The organism is Nocardia amikacinitolerans (genome assembly GCF_900215415.1).
GTDB classification, from domain to species: Bacteria; Actinomycetota; Actinomycetes; order Mycobacteriales; family Mycobacteriaceae; genus Nocardia; species Nocardia amikacinitolerans.
On sequence record NZ_OBEG01000006.1, the window covers coordinates 333,229 to 355,333 of the forward strand.

16 protein-coding genes are annotated in these 22,105 nt (G+C 70.2%); 9 read left to right on the top strand and 7 right to left on the bottom strand.

Annotated elements, in window-relative coordinates; all coding sequences use genetic code 11:
- Positions 1 to 18: 18 nt before the first annotated feature.
- From CRP45_RS26110 to CRP45_RS26120, 3 genes are read left to right on the top strand one after another with little or no spacing between them, the layout of a single operon-like run.
- Positions 19 to 717, top strand: a complete 699-nt coding sequence (locus tag CRP45_RS26110) for a hypothetical protein (RefSeq protein ID WP_097247421.1) — start codon at positions 19 to 21, stop codon at positions 715 to 717.
- A complete protein-coding gene (locus CRP45_RS26115; RefSeq protein WP_067782091.1) occupies positions 717 to 1,883 on the top strand; it encodes a glutathionylspermidine synthase family protein in 1,167 nt (388 codons plus the stop codon). The genes CRP45_RS26110 and CRP45_RS26115 overlap by 1 nt, the downstream gene beginning before the upstream one ends.
- Before the next feature lie 39 nt (positions 1,884 to 1,922).
- Positions 1,923 to 2,372: a DUF350 domain-containing protein gene (locus tag CRP45_RS26120; RefSeq protein ID WP_097247422.1), complete on the top strand. Its 450-nt coding sequence runs from the start codon at positions 1,923 to 1,925 to the stop codon at positions 2,370 to 2,372.
- Positions 2,373 to 2,431: 59 nt separating this feature from the next.
- Here CRP45_RS26120 and CRP45_RS26125 read toward each other — a convergent pair whose 3' ends face one another.
- On the bottom strand, positions 2,432 to 3,058 hold the full coding sequence (locus CRP45_RS26125; RefSeq protein WP_097247423.1) for an MBL fold metallo-hydrolase: 627 nt from the start codon (positions 3,056 to 3,058) through the stop codon (positions 2,432 to 2,434).
- Positions 3,055 to 4,140 (bottom strand): S-(hydroxymethyl)mycothiol dehydrogenase, encoded by a 1,086-nt coding sequence (locus CRP45_RS26130; protein ID WP_097247424.1) that lies wholly within the window; start codon positions 4,138 to 4,140, stop codon positions 3,055 to 3,057. Before CRP45_RS26130 ends, CRP45_RS26125 begins: the two co-directional genes overlap by 4 nt.
- A 171-nt stretch (positions 4,141 to 4,311) precedes the next feature.
- On the opposite strand from CRP45_RS26130, the gene CRP45_RS26135 reads away from it, so the two are divergent.
- From CRP45_RS26135 to CRP45_RS26145, 3 genes are all read left to right on the top strand, one after another.
- The gene (locus tag CRP45_RS26135; protein ID WP_067782105.1) at positions 4,312 to 4,737 is read left to right on the top strand and encodes a DUF1707 SHOCT-like domain-containing protein; all 426 of its coding nucleotides are present in this window, start codon (positions 4,312 to 4,314) and stop codon (positions 4,735 to 4,737) included.
- Between the two features lie 65 nt (positions 4,738 to 4,802).
- Positions 4,803 to 5,738 (top strand): DUF4231 domain-containing protein, encoded by a 936-nt coding sequence (locus tag CRP45_RS26140; protein WP_097247425.1) that lies wholly within the window; start codon positions 4,803 to 4,805, stop codon positions 5,736 to 5,738.
- A gap of 116 nt (positions 5,739 to 5,854) precedes the next feature.
- Positions 5,855 to 10,225: an nSTAND1 domain-containing NTPase gene (locus tag CRP45_RS26145; protein WP_097247426.1), complete on the top strand. Its 4,371-nt coding sequence runs from the start codon at positions 5,855 to 5,857 to the stop codon at positions 10,223 to 10,225.
- A gap of 11 nt (positions 10,226 to 10,236) precedes the next feature.
- Here CRP45_RS26145 and CRP45_RS26150 read toward each other — a convergent pair whose 3' ends face one another.
- Entirely contained in the window at positions 10,237 to 11,661 is a 1,425-nt protein-coding gene (locus CRP45_RS26150) for a hypothetical protein (RefSeq protein WP_097247427.1), read from the bottom strand.
- Between the two features lie 465 nt (positions 11,662 to 12,126).
- Between CRP45_RS26150 and smc the strand changes: the two genes are divergently transcribed.
- Positions 12,127 to 15,741, top strand: a complete 3,615-nt coding sequence (smc, locus tag CRP45_RS26155; protein ID WP_097247428.1) for a chromosome segregation protein SMC — start codon at positions 12,127 to 12,129, stop codon at positions 15,739 to 15,741.
- A 26-nt stretch (positions 15,742 to 15,767) separates the two neighbouring features.
- Here smc and CRP45_RS26160 read toward each other — a convergent pair whose 3' ends face one another.
- From CRP45_RS26160 to CRP45_RS26170, 3 genes are all read right to left on the bottom strand, one after another.
- On the bottom strand, positions 15,768 to 16,814 hold the full coding sequence (locus CRP45_RS26160) for an Acg family FMN-binding oxidoreductase (protein ID WP_245910450.1): 1,047 nt from the start codon (positions 16,812 to 16,814) through the stop codon (positions 15,768 to 15,770).
- A gap of 71 nt (positions 16,815 to 16,885) precedes the next feature.
- The gene (locus tag CRP45_RS26165) at positions 16,886 to 17,770 is read right to left on the bottom strand and encodes an MBL fold metallo-hydrolase (RefSeq protein WP_179831019.1); all 885 of its coding nucleotides are present in this window, start codon (positions 17,768 to 17,770) and stop codon (positions 16,886 to 16,888) included.
- A 242-nt stretch (positions 17,771 to 18,012) separates the two neighbouring features.
- Positions 18,013 to 18,930 carry an NmrA family NAD(P)-binding protein gene (locus tag CRP45_RS26170; RefSeq protein WP_097247429.1) on the bottom strand — a complete coding sequence of 306 codons (918 nt, stop codon included), beginning with the start codon at positions 18,928 to 18,930 and terminating at the stop codon, positions 18,013 to 18,015.
- Between the two features lie 107 nt (positions 18,931 to 19,037).
- Between CRP45_RS26170 and CRP45_RS26175 the strand changes: the two genes are divergently transcribed.
- Positions 19,038 to 19,823 (top strand): TetR/AcrR family transcriptional regulator, encoded by a 786-nt coding sequence (locus CRP45_RS26175; RefSeq protein WP_097247430.1) that lies wholly within the window; start codon positions 19,038 to 19,040, stop codon positions 19,821 to 19,823.
- A gap of 109 nt (positions 19,824 to 19,932) precedes the next feature.
- On the opposite strand, the gene CRP45_RS26180 is transcribed toward CRP45_RS26175, so the two are convergent.
- Positions 19,933 to 20,322 (bottom strand): DUF2237 family protein, encoded by a 390-nt coding sequence (locus CRP45_RS26180; protein WP_019048221.1) that lies wholly within the window; start codon positions 20,320 to 20,322, stop codon positions 19,933 to 19,935.
- A gap of 163 nt (positions 20,323 to 20,485) precedes the next feature.
- Here CRP45_RS26180 and ftsY point away from each other — a divergent pair, with 163 nt between their 5' ends.
- Positions 20,486 to 22,102: a signal recognition particle-docking protein FtsY gene (gene ftsY, locus CRP45_RS26185; RefSeq protein ID WP_097247622.1), complete on the top strand. Its 1,617-nt coding sequence runs from the start codon at positions 20,486 to 20,488 to the stop codon at positions 22,100 to 22,102.
- The last annotated feature ends 3 nt before the right edge of the window (positions 22,103 to 22,105 follow it).

Below are 22,105 nucleotides of genomic sequence, written 5' to 3' on the forward strand. Positions count from 1 at the left end.
GGCCATGGGGAGGGATCGGTGAGCACGCAGAACCCGGGCGACGGGGACCGACGACGTCCCGAGGAGCCCGCCGAGCAACCGGAGTGGACCACCCCTGAGCTGAACGTGCCCGAGCCGCCGGACATGCCGGGGCAGGGTCAGGAACCGCCGCCGGGTCCGAAACCGGGCAGCATCCAGCGCCAGGAGCCCGGCGTCACCCAGCCTCGCCCGCCCAGCGTCGCCGAGGCTCGCGCCAGGGACAAGGCCCGCAAACGCGCCGCGGAGGCGCAGCGCGCGGCGGAGGCGGCGGCCGAGGCCAAGAAGCGCACTCGCAAACGCGTACTGATCGGCGGTGTCGCGATCGTCGGCGTCGCGGGACTCGTCGGCGGCGGCTACCTCGCGTATCGGGCGCTCACCGCGCCGGACGAGGTCACCGCCTACTGCGTGCAGACCGAGAACGGCCAGGAGATCGTCGTCGAGGACAAGTACTGCACGCCGGGCACGGCGGGTTTCGTCGACGACAGCGGCGGCGGCTCGCACGGCCACGCGGGCCCGATCATCATCTACGGCGGCGGCCCGCAGTACCGCTACTACTACGGCGGCGCCAACACCGTCGGCATGCCGCCCGTCGGCGGCTCCACCCTGAAACCCAAGGGAGCGCAGATCACCACCAAGTCCGGCACCACCATCCAGCGCGGCGGCCTCGGCAGCAAGAGCACCGGCGGGAGTGGCTCCTGATGCGTCGGGTTCGCAGCACGCCGCGCCAGGACTGGAAGCGGATCATCGAGGGGCAGGGACTCGTCTACGGCGCACCGGGCCGCGACGCCAGCGGCCAGCCGCGCCCGTACTGGGACGAGTCGGTGCACTACGAGTTCGACATGCCGGAGATCCTCGCGCTCGAGGCCGACGTCGAACTGCTGCACTCGATGTGCCTGAACGCCGTCGAGCACGTCGTGCTGACCGAGCGGTTCCGGGATTTCGGTCTGCCGGAATGGAGTTGGGAGCCGATCGCCGAATCATGGCGGCGCGGCGACCCGCACGTGTACGGCCGCTTCGACCTGCGCTACGACGCGCGCCGCCCGGCGAAACTGCTGGAGTACAACGCCGATACGCCGACCTCGCTGCTGGAGGCGGCGATCGTGCAGTGGCACTGGCTGACCGCGCAGTACCCCGACGACGACCAGTGGAACTCGTTGCACGAGAAGCTGGTCGAACGCTGGGGCGAGCTGCGCGACCAATTGCCCTCGCCGCAGCTGCATTTCACCTGGTCCTCCGCCGACGCCACCGGCGAGGACAACGTCACGACGGCCTACATGCAGGAGACCGCCGCCGAGGCGGGCTTCGACACCATCGCGCTGCCCATCGAGGAAGTCGGATTCGACACGGAGCTCGAGCGTTTCGTCGATCTGGCCGAGGCGCCGATCGAGTCCGTCTTCAAGCTCTACCCCTGGGAGTGGGTGCTCGACGACGATTTCGGCAAGCGCGTGGTGCAGAGCCTGCCGCAGACCATGTGGGTCGAGCCGCTGTGGAAGACGTTGCTCAGCAACAAGGCGATCCTGGCGATCCTCTGGGAGATGTACCCCGGGCACCCGAATCTGTTGCCCGCCTATCTCGATCAGCCCAACGAGCTCACCGAGTACATCCGCAAGCCCAAGCTCGGCCGCGAGGGCGCCAACATGACCATCGTCGGCGCGGGACTGGAGACCGCCACCGGCGGCGTCTACGGCGCCGAGGGCTTCGTGTACCAATTGCTCGACCCGCTACCGGAATTCGACGACATGCGGCCCGTGCTCGGCGCCTGGATCGTCGGCGACGCTTCGGCGGGCCTCGGCATCCGGGAGACCGCGGGCCTGATCACCGACGACGGCGCGGCGTTCGTGCCGCACCGCATACCGACCGAATAGACCACTCACCCATACGGGAACACCTCCGGAAGGACCACGATGACCGCAGTCGCCCTCGAATCGGGGTACTGGAGCGCGCTCGGCGAAGGCGTGGGGGCGATCGTCCTCTACGCGCTCGTCGGCCTCGCGCTGATGCTCGTCGGCTTCTACGCCATCGACCTGACCACCCCCGGCAAGCTGCGCGCGCTGGTCGCCGAGGGCAAGCCCAACGCGATCATCGTCACGGCGGCGGGCATGCTGAGCATGGCGTTCATCGTGGTGCTCGCGATCTTCGCCGCGGGCGGCAAGCTCGCCGAGGGCCTGATCGCCGCGCTGGTCTTCGGTCTGGTCGGCATCATCGCCCAGGTGATCTCGGTGCGGGTCGTCGAGCGCGTGCTCGGCATCGACATCGGGGGCGCGCTGCACGCGGAGAAGTTCACCACCGAGGTGCTCGTGGTGGCTGCGGCCCACTTCGCGCTCGGCCTGGTGGTCGCGGTCGCCATTCTCTGACGACCGAAGGTGACCGTCACGGTGTCCGGAGTGTCGAAGGTGACCTCCGGTCGGGCCGGCTAGTGGCCGCGGGCGATCCAGTCGGCCAGTGATGGCTTCTCGGCGCCGATGGTGGTGCCCTCGCCATGGCCGGTGTGGACTGTGGTCTCGTCGGGGAGGGTGAGCAGGCGGTCGCGGATGGAATCGATGATGGTGTCGAAGTCGGAGTAGGAGCGGCCGGTCGCGCCTGGTCCTCCGGCGAAGAGTGTGTCGCCGGTGCACAGCGCGTGCAGCTCCGGGAGGTAGAGGCAGACCGAGCCGGGCGAGTGGCCCGGCGTGTGCAGGATCTCGATCTCGGTGTCCGCCACCGAGATTCGCGCCGTGTCGGCGAGCGAACGGTAGCCGGCGTCCGGGTGGGTCATCCGCCACAGCGGGTCGTCGCCGGGATGCAGCAGGACGGGCGCGTCCAGGCGCTCGGCGAGTTCCGGCGCGACGGTGACGTGGTCGTTGTGGCCGTGCGTGCAGAGCACCGCGACGACGTGCCGCCCGCCGACCGCGGCGCCGATGGCGTCGGCGTCGTGCGCCGCGTCCACCACGAGCACCTCGCGGTCGTCGCCGATGAGCCAGACATTGTTGTCGACCGCCCAGGTGCCGCCGTCCAGTGAGAAGGTGCCGGAGGTGACCACCCGGTCGATGCGCGCGCTCACCAGACCACCACCGAGCGAAGCACCTCGCCCGCGTGCATGGCGGCGAAGGCCCGCTCCACCTCGTCGAGCGCGATCCGCTCGGTGACGAAGCGGTCCAGCGGCAATCTGCCCTGCCGGTACAGCTCGACGAGCATCGGGAAGTCGCGCTCCGGCAGGCAATCGCCGTACCAGGACGACTTCAGCGCGCCACCGTGGGAGAACAGATCGATCAGCGGCATCTCGATGGTCATGTCGGGGGTCGGGACGCCGACCAGCACGACGGTGCCCGCGAGATCGCGGCTGTAGAAGGCCTGCTTCCAGGTCTCCGGTCGACCGACGGCGTCGATCACCACGTCGGCGCCGAAACCGTCGGTGAGCTCCTGGACCCGGCTCACCACGTCCTCGGCGCTCGCGTCGACGGTGTGGGTGGCGCCGAACTCCTTGGCCCAGGTCAGTTTTCGCGGGTCGCGGTCGATCGCGACGATAGTGCGGGCGCCTGCCAGCCGGGCGCCCGCGATGGCGGCATCGCCGACACCGCCGCAGCCGATCACCGCGACGGTGTCGCCGCGCGAGACGTTGCCGGTGTTCATCGCGGCGCCGAGGCCCGCCATCACGCCGCAGCCGAGCAGGCCCGCGACGGCGGGGTCGGCCTCGGGATCGACCTTGGTGCACTGTCCTTCGTGCACCAGCGTCTTGTCGGCGAAGGCGCCGATGCCCAGTGCTGGGCTCAGTTCGGTGCCGTCGGTGAGCGTCATCTTCTTGCTCGCGTTGTGGCTGGCGAAGCAGTACCAGGGGCGTCCGCGTTTGCACGCGCGACATTCGCCGCAGACGGCGCGCCAGTTCAGCACCACGAAGTCGCCGGGCGCCACGTGCGTGACCGCCGCGCCGACGGTTTCCACCACACCCGCCGCCTCGTGGCCGAGCAGGAACGGGAACTCGTCGTTGATGCCGCCCTCGCGGTAGTGCAGATCCGTGTGGCAGACGCCGCAGGACTGGACGCGCACCACCACGTCGTGCGGACCGGGATCGGGGATGACCACGTCGACCAGTTCGACCGGAGCGCCGATGGCTCGGGCGATGACGCCGCGCACGGTTTCGGACACGAAATCCTCCTCGAAGCTCGCATGCCGCCGTCGGCACCCGCTCCATCTTGCCGTGCCGGACCCCGCGCGGGGAGGCGTCCGGCGAAGTCCGGGGTTGACATTCCACATTGGAGGGTGCACGCTAGGGGCAATATTCCACTGTGGAGGGTGGAATCGTCGATAGGAACTGGAATGGACATCTCGCCCGGTACCCGCGCCTCCGATGCCGAACGCGACCAAGTCGTCCGGCTGCTCGGGAGGCACATGGCCGACGGTCGCCTCGACCTGGCCGAATACGACCAGCGGGTCGCGCGCGTCTACGGCACCACCACCCGCGACGACCTGCAACTCGTGCTCTCCGACCTGCCGAAGCTGACGAAAGAGGCCGCCGCGCCGCCGAAGTCGCGGCCGCGGATTCCGGTGTGGCAGCGCATCGAGGGCGGCAGCTGGCTCGGTGTCAGCATCCTGGTGCTGGTCATCTGGGCCGCCATCTCGATCGGCGTCGGCGAGTTCACCTACCCTTGGCCGATCTGGGTCATCGGGCCGTGGGGCGCGGTGCTGGTCTTCCGCATGCTCACCGGCTGGGAATCCGGTCACGGCTGCAAGCGGGCGGGTTAGGCGCTTTTCCCGGACGGCGCCCGCGCGGCAGGTGACAATCGAGGCGTGCAGGCGAGGAGGGCGTCATGAGCGACGACGAGGCCGTCGCGGCGCTGTGGGCGCGGCGAATGCGCTGGGCCCGCGCCGCCGACACCGCGAAGCGGCGTGCCGACCGCACTCGGGTCGCCGTCCTCTGCCTCAGCGGCGTGGGTGCGATCGCCACGGCGGCGACCGCCACCGTCTTGCGCACCTCGAGCATGCCGCAGCTCGTCGTCGCCGCCCTCGGCGCGGTCTGCCTCGCCCTTGCGACGTTCCTGGCCGCGCATTTCCTGACCCCCGCCGAGCTCCGTCGCTGGACCCGAGCCCGCGCCGTCGCGGAGAACATCAAACAGGTGATCTACCGGTTTCGGGCAGGGGCACAGCCCTTTCGCGACGACGACGCGCTGCTCCGGCTACACCAGGCCGTAGGCGAAATCGAGGAGCCCGCCGACGATCTGCTGCCATTTCTGACGTCGAACGGTGCCGACACCGCCGGGCTCGCCTCCGGCGCACCGCCGGTCCTGACCCCCGAGGAGTACGTGCGGGATCGGGTGCAGGGCCAGATCTCCGGCTACTACGAACGCAGGGCGCGCGAATACGCCGTACGGGCGCGACGGCTACGCGGGGCGGCCCTGCTGCTCGGCGTGGCCGCGACGGTGGTCGCCGCCCTCGGCGCCGTCCTCGTCGGCGCCTCTGGCCGAAACAGCTGGGCCGCCAACCTCACACCGTGGGTCGCCGTGCTGACGACGCTCGGCGCGGGGGTCGCCGGTTATCTGGCAGGCCGCCGGTACGAGTTCCTGGTGATGAGCTACTCCGCGACCGCCCGTCGGCTCGGGCAGCTGCTGCGCGAGTGGCGGGCGGAAGGCTCACCCACCGACGAGCCACGGTGGACGGCCTTCGTCGACGACTGCGAAACGGTGATCGCCCAGCAGAACGAGACGTGGGTGGCGAAATGGACGGAGCCGCAACCCGATGGACGGTGAGCGTCGCTTCGCGTACCGAACCGAGATCATGTCGGGTAGTGCGCTACTCGATACTCGGTGCCCGTCGAGTGTGAAGGTTGTGGGGACAGCCCGTTCCCCGCACCCGGGGGTGTCACATGGCCCGCATATTCCTGAGTCATTCCAGCCGAGACGATCGCGCGGCGATCGCGCTGAAACAGTGGCTGGTCGAACAGGATCGCGCGTTGGCGGAGGAGATCTTCCTCGACCTGGACCGGACCACCGGCATCCGGCCGGGTGTCCGATGGAAGGACGCCCTGGTCCGCGCGGCCGAACGGTGCGAAGCCGTGATCTGTCTGCTCTCCACGAACTGGGAGCGCTCCGCGGAATGCAAGACGGAGTTCCGCACGGCCGAGAATCTGCACAAACCGATCTACTGCCTGCGGTTGGAGAAACTGACCAGCCGTGAGCCCGCCGCCGAGTGGCAGCAGGTGGACCTGTTCGGCGCGGGACCCCACACCGCCATCGTCATCGACGACGGGCCGCCGGTCGAGCTGCTGACCGAAGGCCTTCGCCGACTGTGGGACGCCTTGCGCGCCTCAGGAATCGGAGCCGAACACTTCCCGTGGCCGCCGCCCGGCGAGCCGAACCGAGCGCCCTATCGAGGATGGGAGCCCTTCGACGCGGTGGACGCGGCCGTGTACTTCGGCCGTGACGGCCAGATCGTGCGAGCCCTCGACGCGATGCGCGGTATGCGGTCCATCGGCCTCGAGCGCCTGTTCGTGATCCTCGGTCCCTCCGGCTGCGGCAAGTCGTCGTTCCTGCGCGCCGGGCTCGTGCCGCGGCTGGTCCGCGACGACCGGCACTTCGTCGTCCTCGACACCGTTCGACCGGAACGGGCGGCGGTCACCGGACCACTCGGCCTGGCCCGGTCGTTGCACGCGAGCCGAGCCCGGCTGCGGCTCGGCGGCCCGCCGCTGGGGGCGATCAAGTCCGCGTGCCTGTCGAACATCGACGACGTTCGCGAGCTGTTCGTGCAGCTTCGGAAGGCTGCTGAAAGGCGGTTGCTCGATGACGCGGCGCCGCCGACGATCGTCTTGCCGATCGACCAGGGCGAGGAGCTGTTCAACCCGGACGCCGGACGCGAAGCCGAGCAGCTGCTGCGAATCATCGCCCGGCTCACCGAGGATTCGGCCGTGGACCTGCTCGTGGTCATGGCCATCCGCGCCGACCGCTACGAACCGTTGCAGACCTCGCCGACGCTGGACAGCGTGTCGCGCGTCGTGTTCGACGAACTGCGTCCGCTCGGCCCCGCGCAGTTCGCCGACGTGATCCGCGGACCAGCGGCCCGCGCCTCCGAAGGCGGAACTCCGCTGCGGGTACAGCCCGAGCTCGTCGAGCGACTGGTGGACGAATGCGCGTCCAGCGCCGACCCGCTACCGCTGCTGTCCCTGACGATGTCGCGACTGTTCACCGACTACGGCAGCAGCGGTGCGCTGACCGTGCGGGACTACGAGTCGATGGGCGGCATGCGCCACGTCGTGGAGTCGGAGATCGCCGCGGTGCTCAGCGGTGATCCCGCCGAACGCGCCCGGCAGCTGGAAAGCCTTCGGCACGCGTTCGTTCCGTGGCTGGCGACCATCAACCCCGATACCGATCAACCGCTGCGGCGGGTGGCGCGCTGGTCGGACCTGCCCGAGGACAGCCGCGCGCTGATCGACGACTTGGTCGCTCGTCGTCTGCTGGTCAAAGACGAACGCGACGGCGAAACCGTTGTGGAAGTCGCACTGGAAAGCCTGTTCCGGGAATGGGGCGCACTCGCGGGGTGGCTCACCGAGGAACGCGCCAACTTGCGATCCGCCGACGCGCTCGACCGCGCCGCGGCGGCCTGGCAGGACAACGATCGAGACGAGGCGTGGCTCATCGAGGGCACCCGCCTCACCGACGCCGAGCAGCTCATCGCCGATCCGCGATACCGGCAACGACTATCCGGCACAACCGAATTCGTCCGGGCATCGCGACAGCGCGCGGACGATCGCGCCGAGCTCGAACGGCAGCGGCAAGCCGCGGAACTCGAGACCGCCATGGCGCATGCCGCGGTGTTGCGGAAACGGTCGCGGATTCTGCGTGCGGTGCTCGCGGTGACGGTTGTGATCGCGGTGGTCGCGGTGTACGGGCTGGTGCGCGCGCGGTCGGAGGAGAAGGAGGCCCAAGCGCGTTTCCGAGAAGCGACCGCGGCGCGGCTCGCCACCAACGCGCAGTCGGCGTTGTCCGGCGCTCGTCCCGCCGACGACGTTCGCACGATCCAGGAAACGCTGGCGGCGCATCACCTTTCGGCGACCGATGGACCAGATGTGCTGCTGCGCACGCTGACCCACACGGCAGGCGTGCAGAAGGTCGTCAAGACCGGTCTTCCCTTCTCGATTCGGCTCTACGACACCGCCGAGGAGGTCGGGCACCACTACCGCACGGCGCGTCCGGATTTCGCCGTCGCATTCAGCCCGGACAACCGTCATATCCTGACCGGCGGGATGGAACTGCGCCTGTGGGACGCGGACACCGGTGCGCAGGTCGACCGATCGTTCGAATCCTTTCGTGGCGCGCTGCGGGTCGCGTTCAGCCCCGACGGGCGGCGCATCGCCGCCGTCGCCGCGGACTACACGGTCCAGCTCTGGGAGGCCGACTCGGGTCGTCTCCTCGGTGAATTCCCCGGACACACCAGCACGATCTACGCCATCGCGTTCGGTCCCGACGGTCGGCTGCTCGCCTCCGCGGACGACAGTGGAACGATTCGGCTGTGGGACACCGAATCCCGTCGCGGTCACGGCGAACCACTGACGGGACACACCGGCACGGTCAACGGCCTCGCTTTCAGTCCAGATGGCCGCCGTCTCGTGTCCGCGGGCAAAGACACCACTCTCCAGGTCTGGAACGTGGATTCCGGGCAGCCGGTCGCGAAACTCGAGCGTCATGCCCAATCAGTGCAAGCGGTCGCCTGGAGCAGAGACGGACAGCGAATCGTCTCCGGAAGTACCGGGCTGCCGCCGGCGGCGGGCGTCACCGAGGATCTCAGTTCCGGCCTGCTGCTGTGGAACGCCGAGACTTTGGCGCCGATCGGCGGCCCGTTGCAGGGTCACGAGGGAATGATCACCAGCGTCGCGTTCAGCCCGGACAGCCGCCGCGTCGTCTCGGCAGCCACGGACGCGACACTGCGCCTGTGGGATGCCGAAACCGGTAAGGAATCCGGCGCCCCACTGACCGGTCACACCGCTCAGATCATGGGCGTCGCTTTCAGCCCGGACGGCACCCGCCTCGCCTCGACCAGTCACGATGGAACCCTGCGCGTGTGGAACGCCGACCCGCGCCGTTCCGTCGGCCACAAGTGGCAATCGGGTGCGCCGGGCCCGGGATACGGGCCGATCCTGGCATTTCAGGACGAGGGGCGACGACTGGTCAAGGGAGACAACGCCGATGGCACCATCTGGATTCTCGACCTCGACACGCGCCGGTACATCGGCCCGATCGCCGACTATCCCGGAGGTCCGGTCGTCGCTTCGTTCAGTCCCGACGGCCAAAAGATCGCGCTGGCCGGGCCGGAGAAGACGATCGAGATCTTGAATGCCGATGGTCAGCCGTCGGGTCCGACGTTGACGGGTTTCGACAGTCCCGCAACCCTTCTCGAATTCAGCGAGGACAACCGACTGCTCGTCGCCGCCACCGGCGAATCGATCCGGCTCTGGGATACGGTCACCGGACAGCCGATCGGCGAGCCGCTCACCGGGATCGGCGTTGTCAATGCGGTCGCGATCAGTCCCGACGGAGAGCGCATCGCGGCAGGAGGCGGCGACAAGAGCGTCCGGATCTGGGATATGGATTCCGGAGCGCCGATCGGCGGCGCACTCACGGGCCACAGCTTGGAGGTTTCCTCGGTCTGGTTCAGTCCCGACGGCGCCGCCGTGTTGTCCTACAGTCCGGATTCCGTGCATCTGTGGGATGCGGGAACGGGTGCGGCGGTCCGTGAGCCACACAAAGCGAACTTCATCGACACACTGGCGGTCAGCCCGAACGGTGACTTCTACGTCACCGCCGAGAATCTGGTGCTGCACCGCTGGGATCTGCGCACCGGCAAGCCGATCGGCGGCCCGATGACCGGACACGGTTCGCTGATGGTGCGCACCATCAGCGTCAGCAGCGACAGCCGTTACATCATCTCCGGCGGCAGCGACAGCACGCTCCGCTTCTGGGACGCCGCGACCGGCGACCCGATCGGCGACGCGCTCACCGGACCCGACGGCTGGATCATGAACGCCTACATCACTTCCGACAATCGCCGCGTCCGCACGGTCTTCGTCGGCTACGACCAGAGCAGCGGCATCTGGGAGTGGCCAGGACCGGACTCCTGGGCTCGCGAACTCTGCGCCAAGCTGACATTCAACATGAGCAGGGAGCAATGGGACGAATGGGTGTCGCCGGATATTCCCTACCGAAAGACTTGTGAGGACCTACCGGAACTTCCGGACGACCAGTAGGGCAATTGGTTTCACAGGTACCGGTGCGCGCGGCGGCCCTCGGGTGCCGGGGGCGGGTAGTCGCGCTCGGATGCTTCTGCGGAGTGCCAGGAGTCGGGGGCATCGTAGGCGGGCCTGCGTTGCGGTGGCGCGGCTCGGTCGGCCGCCTCGTAGGCGGCGGCCGCGGCGGGCATGCGCGGTATGGGTCGGTCCGGTGTGTACGACGAAGTGGCCGTCACCGGTGCACGTTTCGGTGACGGGTGGCGATCGCGCGGTGGTCGGTCGGACACGGGTTCTTCGGGCGGTCGCGGCGGTTCATAGGACTGCCTGGAGCGCCGGGTGCCCGCGCGTTCGGAGGCGCCGGTGCGCTCGCGCCGGGGCAGGGCGGGCCGGTCGTCCACGGCTTCGGGAATGGCTACGGCGCCGTTCGTTTCGGAGGCCGTTGCGGCACGCGCTGGGTCGGAGACGATTGCAGCGCGGTGCGTCGCGGAGGCGTTTGCGGTGCGGTGAGTTTCGGAAGTCGTTGCGGCGCGGCGTGTTTCGGAGACAGTTGCGGCGCGGTGCGACGCCGAGCCGTTTGTGGCGCGACGCGATTCGGAGACCGGGGCGGCGCGTCGGGAGTCGGGAACCTGTGCCGCTCGCCGGGTTTCAGACGCCGCCCGCGATGATCGCTCCCGCGACCCGGTGACGCTTGCCTTGGCGGCCACCTGCTCGCGACTGCTCTTCGACCGCGCGGACCGCACCGGCGGCTCGTCACTGCTCGCCGCCCGCACGGACCGTTCCCGTGGCTCGTCTTCGGCGCGGCCGCGTGACACCGCCCTGGCGCGTTCGGTCTCCGGTACCCGGCGCATGCCGACGCGGAAGATCGGCAGTTTGGCGGTGACGCGGCTCGGGTGGTCGCCTTTCTCGCGGTAGGCGGCGGCGATGCCGTGCGCGCGCAGCCATGCGCCGGGGTCGTCCCGGATCTCCGGGCGGGAGTCGAGAACGACGTCTTCCAAGAGCTCGATCAGATCGCTCTCGCTGTCGCCGCCGAGCGCGGCGCGGATGGCGGGGAACACGGCGGGACGGAAGGTCCAGGACCATTCGTGGCCGGGGTGGGGTCCGTCGTGGTCGTGTCCGTGCAGGACCAGATTGCCCGACTTGGCGATGCGGGCGCGCACCGTGCGCCCGTCGGACTCGATGCGGCACTCGCGCGGCGCGTCCGCCGGACCGGCGTCACCCGCTGGCTCGGGCGCTTCGGCTTCGTCGAGTTCTTCGGCGCGGGCGATCTCGAACCAGGCGACGACCATGGCGGCGACGCCGAGCGCGGCGGCGAGCGCCAGCTCGATCCAGACGTCGGTCGGGACGACCCGCCGCGTCCGTTCGCACGCGTGCAGGAAGAGCAGACAGCCCACGACGAGCGCGGCGATCCGGGCAAGACGGAGGGCCGTGCCGGTGTCGACCGTAGGTGCGCGCATCCGCTGATTGCTCCCGAACAAAGACATTGCCGCTGCCGAATCAGACAGGATCGTAAGGCCAGTAGCCCTCCGGTGGGAGACCATAGGCGCTCGGCAGGCCGACGGATCGAGCGGCCGGTGGATGCCGGTCGATTACTCGCGGGCGACAGCTACGCGCGAAAGCCCGATCCTTTGGAGCGGCCTCGTACCGAGCTGAAGGCGGTGCGGTGCGGCCGAGACGTCCGCCGAACGCGGCTCGGCGACCAGCGGCGATGGGGTGTCGCCGGGCCTGTGGCAAATCCCGAGCACATCGAATTGCGCGCGCTCGCGGGGCGACTCGTTAGGGTGGAGCCCATCGGTCGCGCCGAACCCACCCCGCGACTTGGTGCGCCGCCCGCCGACGAGCGATGCCGCGGCAGGCGGATACCATGGCTGGTCGCCCCGCGGGGATGTGTCCGACCACCGCGCACGGAAAGGTCGTCGAATTTGCACCTGAAGAGTTTGACGTTGAAGGGCTTCAAGTCCTTCGCGTCCGCGACGACGCTGCGCTTCGAACCCGGCATCACCTGTGTGGTCGGCCCGAACGGTTCCGGCAAGTCCAATGTCGTCGACGCGCTCACCTGGGTGATGGGCGAGCAGGGTGCGAAGGCGTTGCGCGGCGGCAAGATGCAGGACGTCATCTTCGCGGGCACGGCGGGACGCGCCCCGCTCGGCCGCGCCGAAGTCACGCTGACCATCGACAACTCCGACGGTGCGCTGCCCATCGACTACGCGGAGGTGTCGATCACCCGGCGCATGTTCCGCGACGGCGCGGGCGAGTACGAGATCAACGGCAGCTCCTGCCGGTTGATGGACGTGCAAGAACTGCTGAGCGACTCCGGCATCGGTCGCGAGATGCACGTCATCGTCGGGCAGGGACAGCTGTCCGCGATCCTGGAATCGCGGCCCGAGGACCGCCGCGCTTTCGTCGAAGAGGCCGCGGGCGTGCTCAAACACCGCAAGCGCAAGGAGAAGGCGGTCCGCAAGCTGGAGGCGATGCAGGCCAACCTCGCGCGCCTGACCGACCTCACCACCGAACTGCGCCGCCAGCTCAAACCGCTCGGCAGGCAAGCCGAGGTGGCGCGGCGCGCGCAGACCGTGCAGGCCGACCTGCGCGACGCGCGCCTGCGGCTTGCGGCCGATGACCTCGTCACTCGCCGTGGCGAACTGGAGAGCCAGCAGAGCAAAGAGGCCTACGCCCGCGAACAACAGATCACCGTGCAGAGCGAGCTGGACGCCGCGAACGCCGCGCTGGCGCAGCAGGAATTCCAGCTGTCCAAGCTCACGCCGAGCGCGGAGGCCGCGGCGCAGATCTGGTTCCAGCTCTCGGCGCTGGCCGAGCGGGTCAACGCGACGATCCGCATCGCCGGCGACCGGGCTCGTCATCTCGACACCGAGGCGCCCGTCGGCACCGGCCGCGACCCCGATCAGCTGGAGGCGGAGGCCGACCGCGTCGAAGCCGAGGAGGCCGAGCTGCGCGAGGCCGTCGAGATCGCGGTGGAGACGTTGGAGGCCGCCAGGGAACAGCTGGCCGAGCGCGAGTACGCCGCGAAGGCCGCCGAGCAGGCGCACTTGGCCGCGGTGCGCGCCATCGCGGATCGGCGCGAGGGGCTGGCCCGGCTCTCCGGCAAGGTCGACACGTTGCGGACGAGGGCGCAGTCGGTAGACGCGGAGATCGCCCGGCTCTCGGTGGCGATCGCCGAGGCCAGGCACCGCGGCGAGGCCGCGCAGGCCGAATTCGACAGCGTGCAGGACGAACTCGGTGAGCTCGACGCGGGCGAAGAGGGCCTGGACGCCCAGCACGAGCACGCCGTGCAGGCGCTGGAATTGGCCGATCAGCGCGTCACCGAACTGCGTGAACAGGATCGGGACGCGAGCAAGCGGGTCGCCTCCCTTTCCGCGCGCATCGAGGCGCTCGGCATGGGTCTCGCCCGCCGCGACGGCGCCGCCTGGCTGCTGGAGAACCGCACCGACGGGCTGCTCGGCGCACTGTCGGGATTGCTGCGGGTGCACACCGGATTCGAGGCGGCCGTCGCCGCGGCGCTCGGCCCGCTCGCCGACGCGGTGGCCGCCGACACCGAGGATTCCGCGCACGCGGCGGTGCGCGCGCTCAAGGAAGCTGACGGCGGCCGGGCCGCACTGGTCTTCGGCGCCACCGACGCGGCGCGCGCGACCGGCGGCGTGCTGCCCGGCTCGGCCCGCTGGCTGGTCGACGTGGTGGAATGCCCGGATTCCGTGCGGGCGGCCATCGGCGCGCTGACCGCTGGCATCGCGGTGGTCGACGATCTCGCGGCCGCGACCGAACTCGTCGCGGCCCGACCCGAGCTGCGGGTGGTCACCCGCGACGGCGATCTCACCGGCACCGGCTGGCTGCTCGGCGGATCCGATCGCGCCCCGAGTCAGCTGGAGATCCAGGCCGACATCGACGCCGCCAAGACCGAACTCGTCGCCGCGCAGCGGCACGCGGAGGAACTGGAGGCGGCGCTCTCCGGCGCGCTGGCCGAACAAGCCGACCGCAAGGAGTCCGTGGATCACGCGCTGCTCGCGCTGCACGAATCCGATCAGGCGCTGATGGCCATCTACGACCGCCTCGGCAGGCTCGGTCAGGCCGCCCGCGCCGCCCAGGCCGACAGCGACCGGCTCGCCGCCCAGCGCACCGAGGCGGAATCCGCGCGCGAGGAGGCGCTTGCCTCGCTCGCCGAACTCGAGGACCGGCTGCGGCACGCCGAACTCGAACAATCCGAGATCGATGCCGACGGCGTCGGCGCCGCGGGGACCGACACCGCGGGCCGCGACCGCGAGGAAGCCGCGGCAGCCTTGGCCGAGGCCCGCTCGATGGAGGTCGAGGCGAGGCTCGCCGTGCGCACCGCCGAGGAACGGGCGGAATCGGTTCGCGGCAAGGCGGATTCGCTGCGCCGCGCGGCCCGCGCCGAACGCGAGGCGCGGGCCCGCGCCGAACGCGCCCATGCCGCGCGCCGCCAGGCCGCCGCGGTGGCCGCCGCCGTCGCGGAGTCGGGCGCGCGGGTGGCCGGGGAGCTGGAGAAAGTGGTGGCCGAGGCCGGCGCACGCCGCGACGATCTCGTTCGCCGCCGCACCGAATGCGCGGCGCAGGTCGAGCAGGTCAAGGAGCGGGTGCGCGCGCTGAGCACGCAGCTGGCCCAGCTCACCGACGCGGTGCACCGCGACGAAGTGGCCAAGGCGCAGGCGGCGCTGCGGATCGAGCAGCTGGAGGCGACCATCGCCGAACAGTTCGGCATCGCGCTGAACGACCTGATCGCGGAGTACGGGCCCGATGTGCCGCTGCCGCCTTCGCCGCTGGAGATGGCGGAGTACGAGCAGGCCAAGGAGCGCGGCGAACAGGTCAGCGCGCCGCAGCCGATGCCCTACGACCGGGCGAGCCAGGAGCGCCGCGCCAAACGCGCCGAGAAGGACTTGGCCACGCTCGGCAAGGTGAACCCGTTGGCGCTGGAGGAGTTCGCGGCGCTCGAGGAGCGCTACAACTTCCTGTCCACGCAGCTCGAGGACGTCAAGAACGCGCGAAAGGATCTGCTCGACGTGGTCGCCGAGGTGGACGCGCGGATCCTGCAGGTCTTCACCGAGGCCTACGCCGACGTCGAGCGCGAGTTCGTCCAGGTGTTCGCCAAGCTCTTCCCCGGCGGCGAGGGCAGGCTGCTGCTCACCGATCCGTCGGACATGCTCACCACCGGCATCGAGGTGGAGGCCCGCCCGCCGGGCAAGAAGGTCAAGCGTCTTTCACTGCTGTCCGGCGGTGAGAAGTCGCTGACCGCGGTCGCGCTGCTGGTCGCCATCTTCCGCGCCCGCCCCTCGCCGTTCTACGTCATGGACGAGGTCGAGGCCGCACTGGACGACACCAACCTGCGCAGGCTGATCGGGCTGTTCGAACAGCTGCGGGAGAAGAGCCAGCTGATCGTGATCACGCACCAGAAGCCGACCATGGAGATCGCCGACGCGCTCTACGGCGTGAGCATGCGCGGCGACGGCATCACCCAGGTCATTTCGCAGCGACTTCGCGGCGAGAACCTCGCGCCCGCGCCTGCCTAGGCGAAACGCCGACCTCGCGATCCCGGCTAGACGGAGATCCCGGCGTCGATCACCTCGTCGACCGAGCGGCGCGGGGTCAACGGGAGCGGCGCGACGCTGGTCGGCATGAAGCCGAGGCGAACCATCGCCTGCGGGTGGGCGCAATCCAGCAGCACGTCGGAGCGGATCGCGGAGCGCAACTCGGCCATGCCGAGCGGTTCGGTCTGCAGGCAGCTGGCCATACCGAGACTGGTCGCGGTGAGCAGCAACGCGCTGGCGGCCTCGCCCGCGCGCAGTGCGGAGCGGGGGTCGTCCGCTGCGGTGCCGACCACCAGCCATTCGGAGCCGTCGTTCTCGAACGGAGTGTCGGCGAGTTCCGGGTCGAGGAAGACCCGCTGCGAGACGTCGTCGTCGGGACGCGGACGCGGGGTGTTGGCGGCGGGAACGCCGTCGGCGGTGCCGTGCCTGCCGCTCCACGCGGCGAGCTCCGCGAGGTAGGCGTGATCGCGGGCGTGCCTGGCTCCCGCGGCGCGCGTCACACGGGCCAGCGGCGCGCGCATCGGCGGTGGAACCACCCGCGCGACCGCACCGAACGGCACCGCGCGCTCGGCGACCTGGCGCAGCCTGCCGTAGGGGACACGGCGGTCGCAGTAGCGCCTGCGGTCGGATTGCCGGTGCAGGATGGCGGCGCCGAGGTCGATGTCGTCGCGGGACGGGCTGTCGGCGCTCACCGTGATGCGGGCCAAATGATCGTGGTCGACCGGATTCGGCAGGTAGTCCACCGCGGCGGACCAGCCGTGCAGCGCGAGCGCCACGCGCAGGTGGTGCAGCGCCGCGCCGCAGCTGAGCAGCAGCGCGCGGCCGGTCGGATCGGTCGAGGGAAGCCGCCTGGCGGGGTCGGCGTACAGGTCGACGAACTGTTCTTCCAGTCGCCATCGCCACGGTTGGGTGTTGTGTACCGACGGTGCGCGGACCGCCATCGCCACGGCGTTTTCGAAGACCTCAGCGGTGGGTTGCCGATCGGTCATGAATTCGAGTAGTCCTTCCGGGTCGGCGGCGATCGGAGCGCCGCGGTTGTTTCCGGCCTGAATCAATCCTCTCAGTCTGAAACAGGCGAAACCCAGAAGATAATTTCTTCGGGAGATATGTCACATAGCTATGGACTTCAGCTTCGAGTCGGCGCGGGAAAGCGGTGCGGTTGCCACATGCGCCCCTCGGCGGCGGCGATCGCGTTGCCGAATTGCACGTCGGCGAAGTGGCATCCGTAGCCCAATGTGCCCGGCACGGCGAGTTCTTCGACCAAGCCGTGTCGCACGTCCGCCGAACACATCGGGTCGTGATCGACAACGGCCGACAGCTCCGGGTGGGCGATCTGCAGCGACGAGTGCAGCGCGTCGCCGAACGCGATGAGCCGCTGTCCGACGAAACCGATGACGAACCCGGTGTGGCCGACCGTGTGGCCGGGCAGCGCCCGCACCCGCACGCCAGGAAAGATCTCGTCGCCGTCGGCGACGGTGCGAACCTGAGGGGCGAACACGTCAAGCATCTCGGCGGTAGTGCCCGCGGCGGCGGCGAGCGCGCGATGGTGCCACTCGTCTTCCGAGACCAGCACCTGGGCGTGCGCGAACGGCGGCCTGCGCGCGCCGGGGGCGGCCTGCCACAGCCAGCCGAAATGGTCGGCGTGCAGGTGGGTGAGGGCGACCGTCTCGATCTCGGCGGGGTCGCGGCCGACCTGGGCGAGGCTGTCCAGCAGCCCGCCGCCGCGCAGGATGCCGACTCCCGTCCGGAACGTGAGCGGACCGAAACCGGCGTCTATCAGCATCGCCCGCTCGCGGTACTCGATCAGCAGACCGCCGACGCTGCCGACGAAGGCGTCGGCGTCGAGGTACTCGCTGTGCCTGCTCCAGAATCCGTCGGGCGCGGTCGGCAGCCACGCGCGCGCGTTCATGGTGGTCAGACCGTCGGGCAGGTAGGTGACCCGGAGCGGACCGACGTGCACGGTGCGGATCGGGGCGGGTTGGGTCAAACGCTCGGCGACGGTGGTGGTCATCGCGTCTCGGCTTTCACTGGCGTTCGGTGCGGAGGTGCTACGACTCTATCCATGTTTCGGCGCCGTGTCGCCGCGAACTGAAATCGAATATCGCTGTCGTAGAACGTTTCTCGTCGGGTCGTGTACCGGGTGACCGGCATTACCGTCGCCCGACGGCCCGAAGCGCCGCCTCGCCGGTGCCGGCCGGGCGGCGCTGGGCGCAGAGTCGCGGTGCGAAGGCCGCCCCGTCCTACGCGCGCGAATCAGCTTGTGACGCTGTCCTTCTGCGTGTCGAGCAGCGCCGTGATCCGGTCGGCTCCGCCGGACGCGAGCCAGGCGTCCAGGGTTTGCAGGCCGGGATGCAGTTCGCGCAGCGCGGGAATGTCGGCGTGCCAACCACCGGTCTTCCGCGTCACCCGCCACACGGTGCCGATCTCGGGTCCGATAGCGTCCGCTTCGGCCTCGCTCACCTCTTCGTACCGCACCTCGTGCCCGATGGCGCGGGAGATCGTCGCCGCGGCGTCGACGGGAGTGATTGCCTCGCCTGCCAATTCGAGGATGTGCCCGTGGAAGCGGTCCGGATCGGCGAAGGCCAGTGCGGCGAACACCGCGACATCGGCGACCGCGATCATCTGCAGCGGCCGGTCGGCGGCGAACAGGTGACGGTGCACGCCGTCGGCGATGCCGTCCACCGGAGAACCCTGGAGCAGATAGTTCTCCATGAACCGGACCGGGCGCAGCACGGTGTGGCGGAGGCCGCTCGTGGTCACGGCCTCCTCGATGCGCTGTTTGCCGTGCACACCCCACGCGGCGGGGTCGCCCATCGAGGCGACGCCGGTGAAGACGATGTGGTCGACTCCGGCGGTGCGTGCCGCGTCGACCAGTGCGATGCCGCGCTCGGCCTCGAGGTCGCCGTCCCATCCCTCGGCGCGGTAAGTCGCTGGGGGAACGGCGAATACGCCGCGTGCGCCGGTCGCGGCTCTCACCAAGGTATCGGGTGCGTCGAAATCGCCGATCGCCAATTCGGCGCCCAGCTCGGCCAGCGCCTTGGCGGCCGGTGCGTCGGGGTCGCGCACCAGGGCGCGTACCGGAACTCCGTCGGCGAGGAGTCGCCGGGCGGTGGCGCCGCCCTGCTGTCCGGTGCTTCCGGTGACGAGAATCGGGTCGTGCTGAGCGGACATGTTCGCCTTACCTGCTCTCGATAGAATCGGGTCGGTCGACCCGCTTTCGGACGTTACGGGTGGTTCGACCCGCTTCGCCAGGCGCTCGACGGAAGGTGCGTAACGAAATGGTGGTCTCTCCCGGCCCCTCCACCCTCGTGGCGCGTGCCGACGCGCAACGCAACCGCGCGCTCGTGCTCGCCGCCGCGCAGCGGGCGTTCGCCGAACGCGGCGCCGCGGTGACGCTGGCCGAGGTCGCGCGCCGCGCGGGTGTCGGCGCGGGGACGGTCTACCGGCACTTCCCGACGAAAACCGATCTGCTGGAAGCGGTCATGCAACAGCGCGTCGACCGGCTGGCCCGGCTGGCCGCCGAGCAGGTGGGTGCGCGGGATCCCGGCGCGGCGTTCTTCGCGGTGTGCGTGGACGTGGTGTGGTCCACCCCGCGCAACCAGGCGCTCTGCGAGATGGTGCAGTCCGACGACGGCTGGCCGCGCACGCTGATGCGCAGTGCGGGTGAGCGTTTCCACCGCGCGCTCGAGGCGCTGCTGCTTGCGGCGCAGCGGCATGGTTCGGTCCGCGCCGACATCGCGGTGGCCGATGTGCTCGACGTCTTCACCGGATGCGTTGCCATCCAACGTAATCGGCCCGCCGACGCCGAACTGGCGCCCGCGGTGGTCATCCTGCTCGACGCGCTGCGCGCCACGCCGAGCGCCGGGGGTGTAACGAAATTACGTACCGCCCCGGAAATGCGTGACGAAACCGATGCCCGTAACGAAACGGGGACCGGTCCGCGCTGCCCGGTCTGCGGGGCGACACTGGCCGAGCCGGGGGCCGGACGCCCGCGCCGCTACTGCTCGGCGGCCTGTCGGCAGAAAGCGCACCGTTCCCGCGCCGCCGCGCGCGCCATCGGCTGAACGGCCGGGGTCTCGCGTCCGGCGGAAGTCGATCTTTGCTTCGAGTGCTGTTCGGGCGGTGTCCAGGGCGGGAACGAGAACACCGGATGACGTCGGTGGGTTGTGACCGCTACAGCAGGTCGCTCACATCGTCGGGAACGTCGACCGCGTACTTGCGCAGGATGTCCATCGAGATCACTTCGAGGGCGTTCTCGTGGGTGGCCGCGAGCACGACGGGCGCGGCGACACCGTCCTCGTGGGCGTGCAGCCAGCGCACCGCGACCACGCACCACCGGTCGCCCGGCTGCAGGCCGGGGAAGTTGTTCTCCGGGCGCGGCGTACTCAGGTCGTTGCCGATGGACGCCTGATGTTCGAGGAACTCGGCCGTGACGACGGTGCACACGGTGTGGCTGCCCAGATCCTCCGGCCCGGTGCTGCAGCAGCCGTCCCGGTAGAAACCGGTCAGAGGATCGGTGCCGCACTCTTCCAGCGGCCCCCCAAGCACGTTTCGATCGGTCACGTCGCCGATCCTATTGTCAGTTCGCGAGAAGTTCCGCAGGACAAGAAATCTCGGGGGCTGTGTCTGCGGCCCGCGCGCGGCGTGCTATGTGCACGGCCTTTCGCGCACCGCGACCGAGCGGCCCTGTCCAGCGGCGATGCGGAGTTCTGCAAGGATGGTCGGCGTGAGTTCCGAAGCCTGGATTCTGATAGCCGCGATCGCCGCCCTGCTCGTTGTGGCGTTCGTCGCCGGATTCGTCCTGTACAAGCGCCGCCGCGTCTCGATCACGGCGCCGAAGCCGGAGAAGGAGCTGACCGACCGGTCGGGCGGCTACACGGCGTCGGGCGGGTTCACCTTCAGCCAGGGCGGCGCGGCCACCGCGACACGCCCGGAACCGACCCTGGAACGAACCGATACCGAGGGGCAACCGCACGTCGGCGACGACGCGGCGATCCCGCGCGACGCGCCGCGGCGCGGCATCACCAACGTGCCTCTGCCGGACGGCGACGTTCTCACCAGGCCGGAGGGGTCGGCCACCGCGCCCGTCGAACCGGAACAGGCGGACGCGACAGAGGCTCCCACCGCGGACCTCGCTCCCGAATCGCAGGCAGCCGATACGCAGGCTCCGACCGACACGCCCATCGACACACAGGCACCTGTCGACACACAGGCACCTGTCGACACGCAGGCCCCCGCCGACGCGCAGCCCACCGAGCAGGCCCCGGTCGAGCAGCCCGCGGTCGCCCCGAGCGCCGAGCCGAAGACCCCGGTCGACCAGCCCGCGTCCGACACGGCACTCACCGAGCCCCCCGCGACCGTGGAACCCGCGGTGCCCGACACCGCGGCCGCCGCCGAGACCGCCCCCGCGCTCGAGGAGATCGAACCCACCGCGGGCCGCCTGGTCCGTCTCCGCGGCCGCCTATCCCGGTCGCAGAACGCAGTGGGCAAGAGCCTGCTCGGCCTGCTCGGCGGCGGCGACCTGGACGAGGACTCCTGGGAGGAGATCGAGGACACCCTGGTCCTCGCCGATCTCGGCACCGCGAGCACCACCGCCGTCGTCGCCCGCTTGCGCGAGGAAATGGCTGCGCGCAGCGTGCGCACCACCGATCAGGCCAGGGCCGTCCTGCGCGACGTGCTCGTCGAGGCGCTGCGCCCCGAACTGGACCGTTCCATCCGCGCGCTGCCGCACGCGGACCATCCGTCGATCCTGCTGGTCGTCGGCGTCAACGGCACCGGAAAGACCACCACCACCGGCAAGCTGGCCCGGGTCCTCGTCGCCGACGGCCGCCGGGTGCTGCTCGGCGCGGCCGACACCTTCCGCGCCGCGGCCGCCGACCAGTTGCAAACGTGGGGCGAGCGCGTCGGCGCGGAGACCGTGCGCGGCAAGGAGGGCGCCGACCCCGCCGCGGTCGCGTTCGACGCGGTCAGCGCGGGCATCGAGCGCGGCGTCGACGCGGTGCTCGTGGACACCGCGGGCCGCCTGCATACCAAGACCGGCCTGATGGACGAACTGGGCAAGGTCAAGCGCGTCGTGGAGAAGAAGGCCGAGGTCGACGAGGTCCTGTTGGTGCTCGACGCCACCGTCGGGCAGAACGGCCTGATGCAGGCGCGGGTGTTCGCCGAGGTCGTCGACATCAGCGGCGTGGTGCTCACCAAGCTGGACGGCACCGCCAAGGGCGGCATCGTCTTCCAGGTGCAGCACGAGCTGGGTGTCCCGGTGAAACTGGTCGGTCTCGGCGAAGGCGCGGACGATCTGGCTCCGTTCGAGCCCGGCGCCTTCGTGGACGCCCTGCTCGGCTGAGCT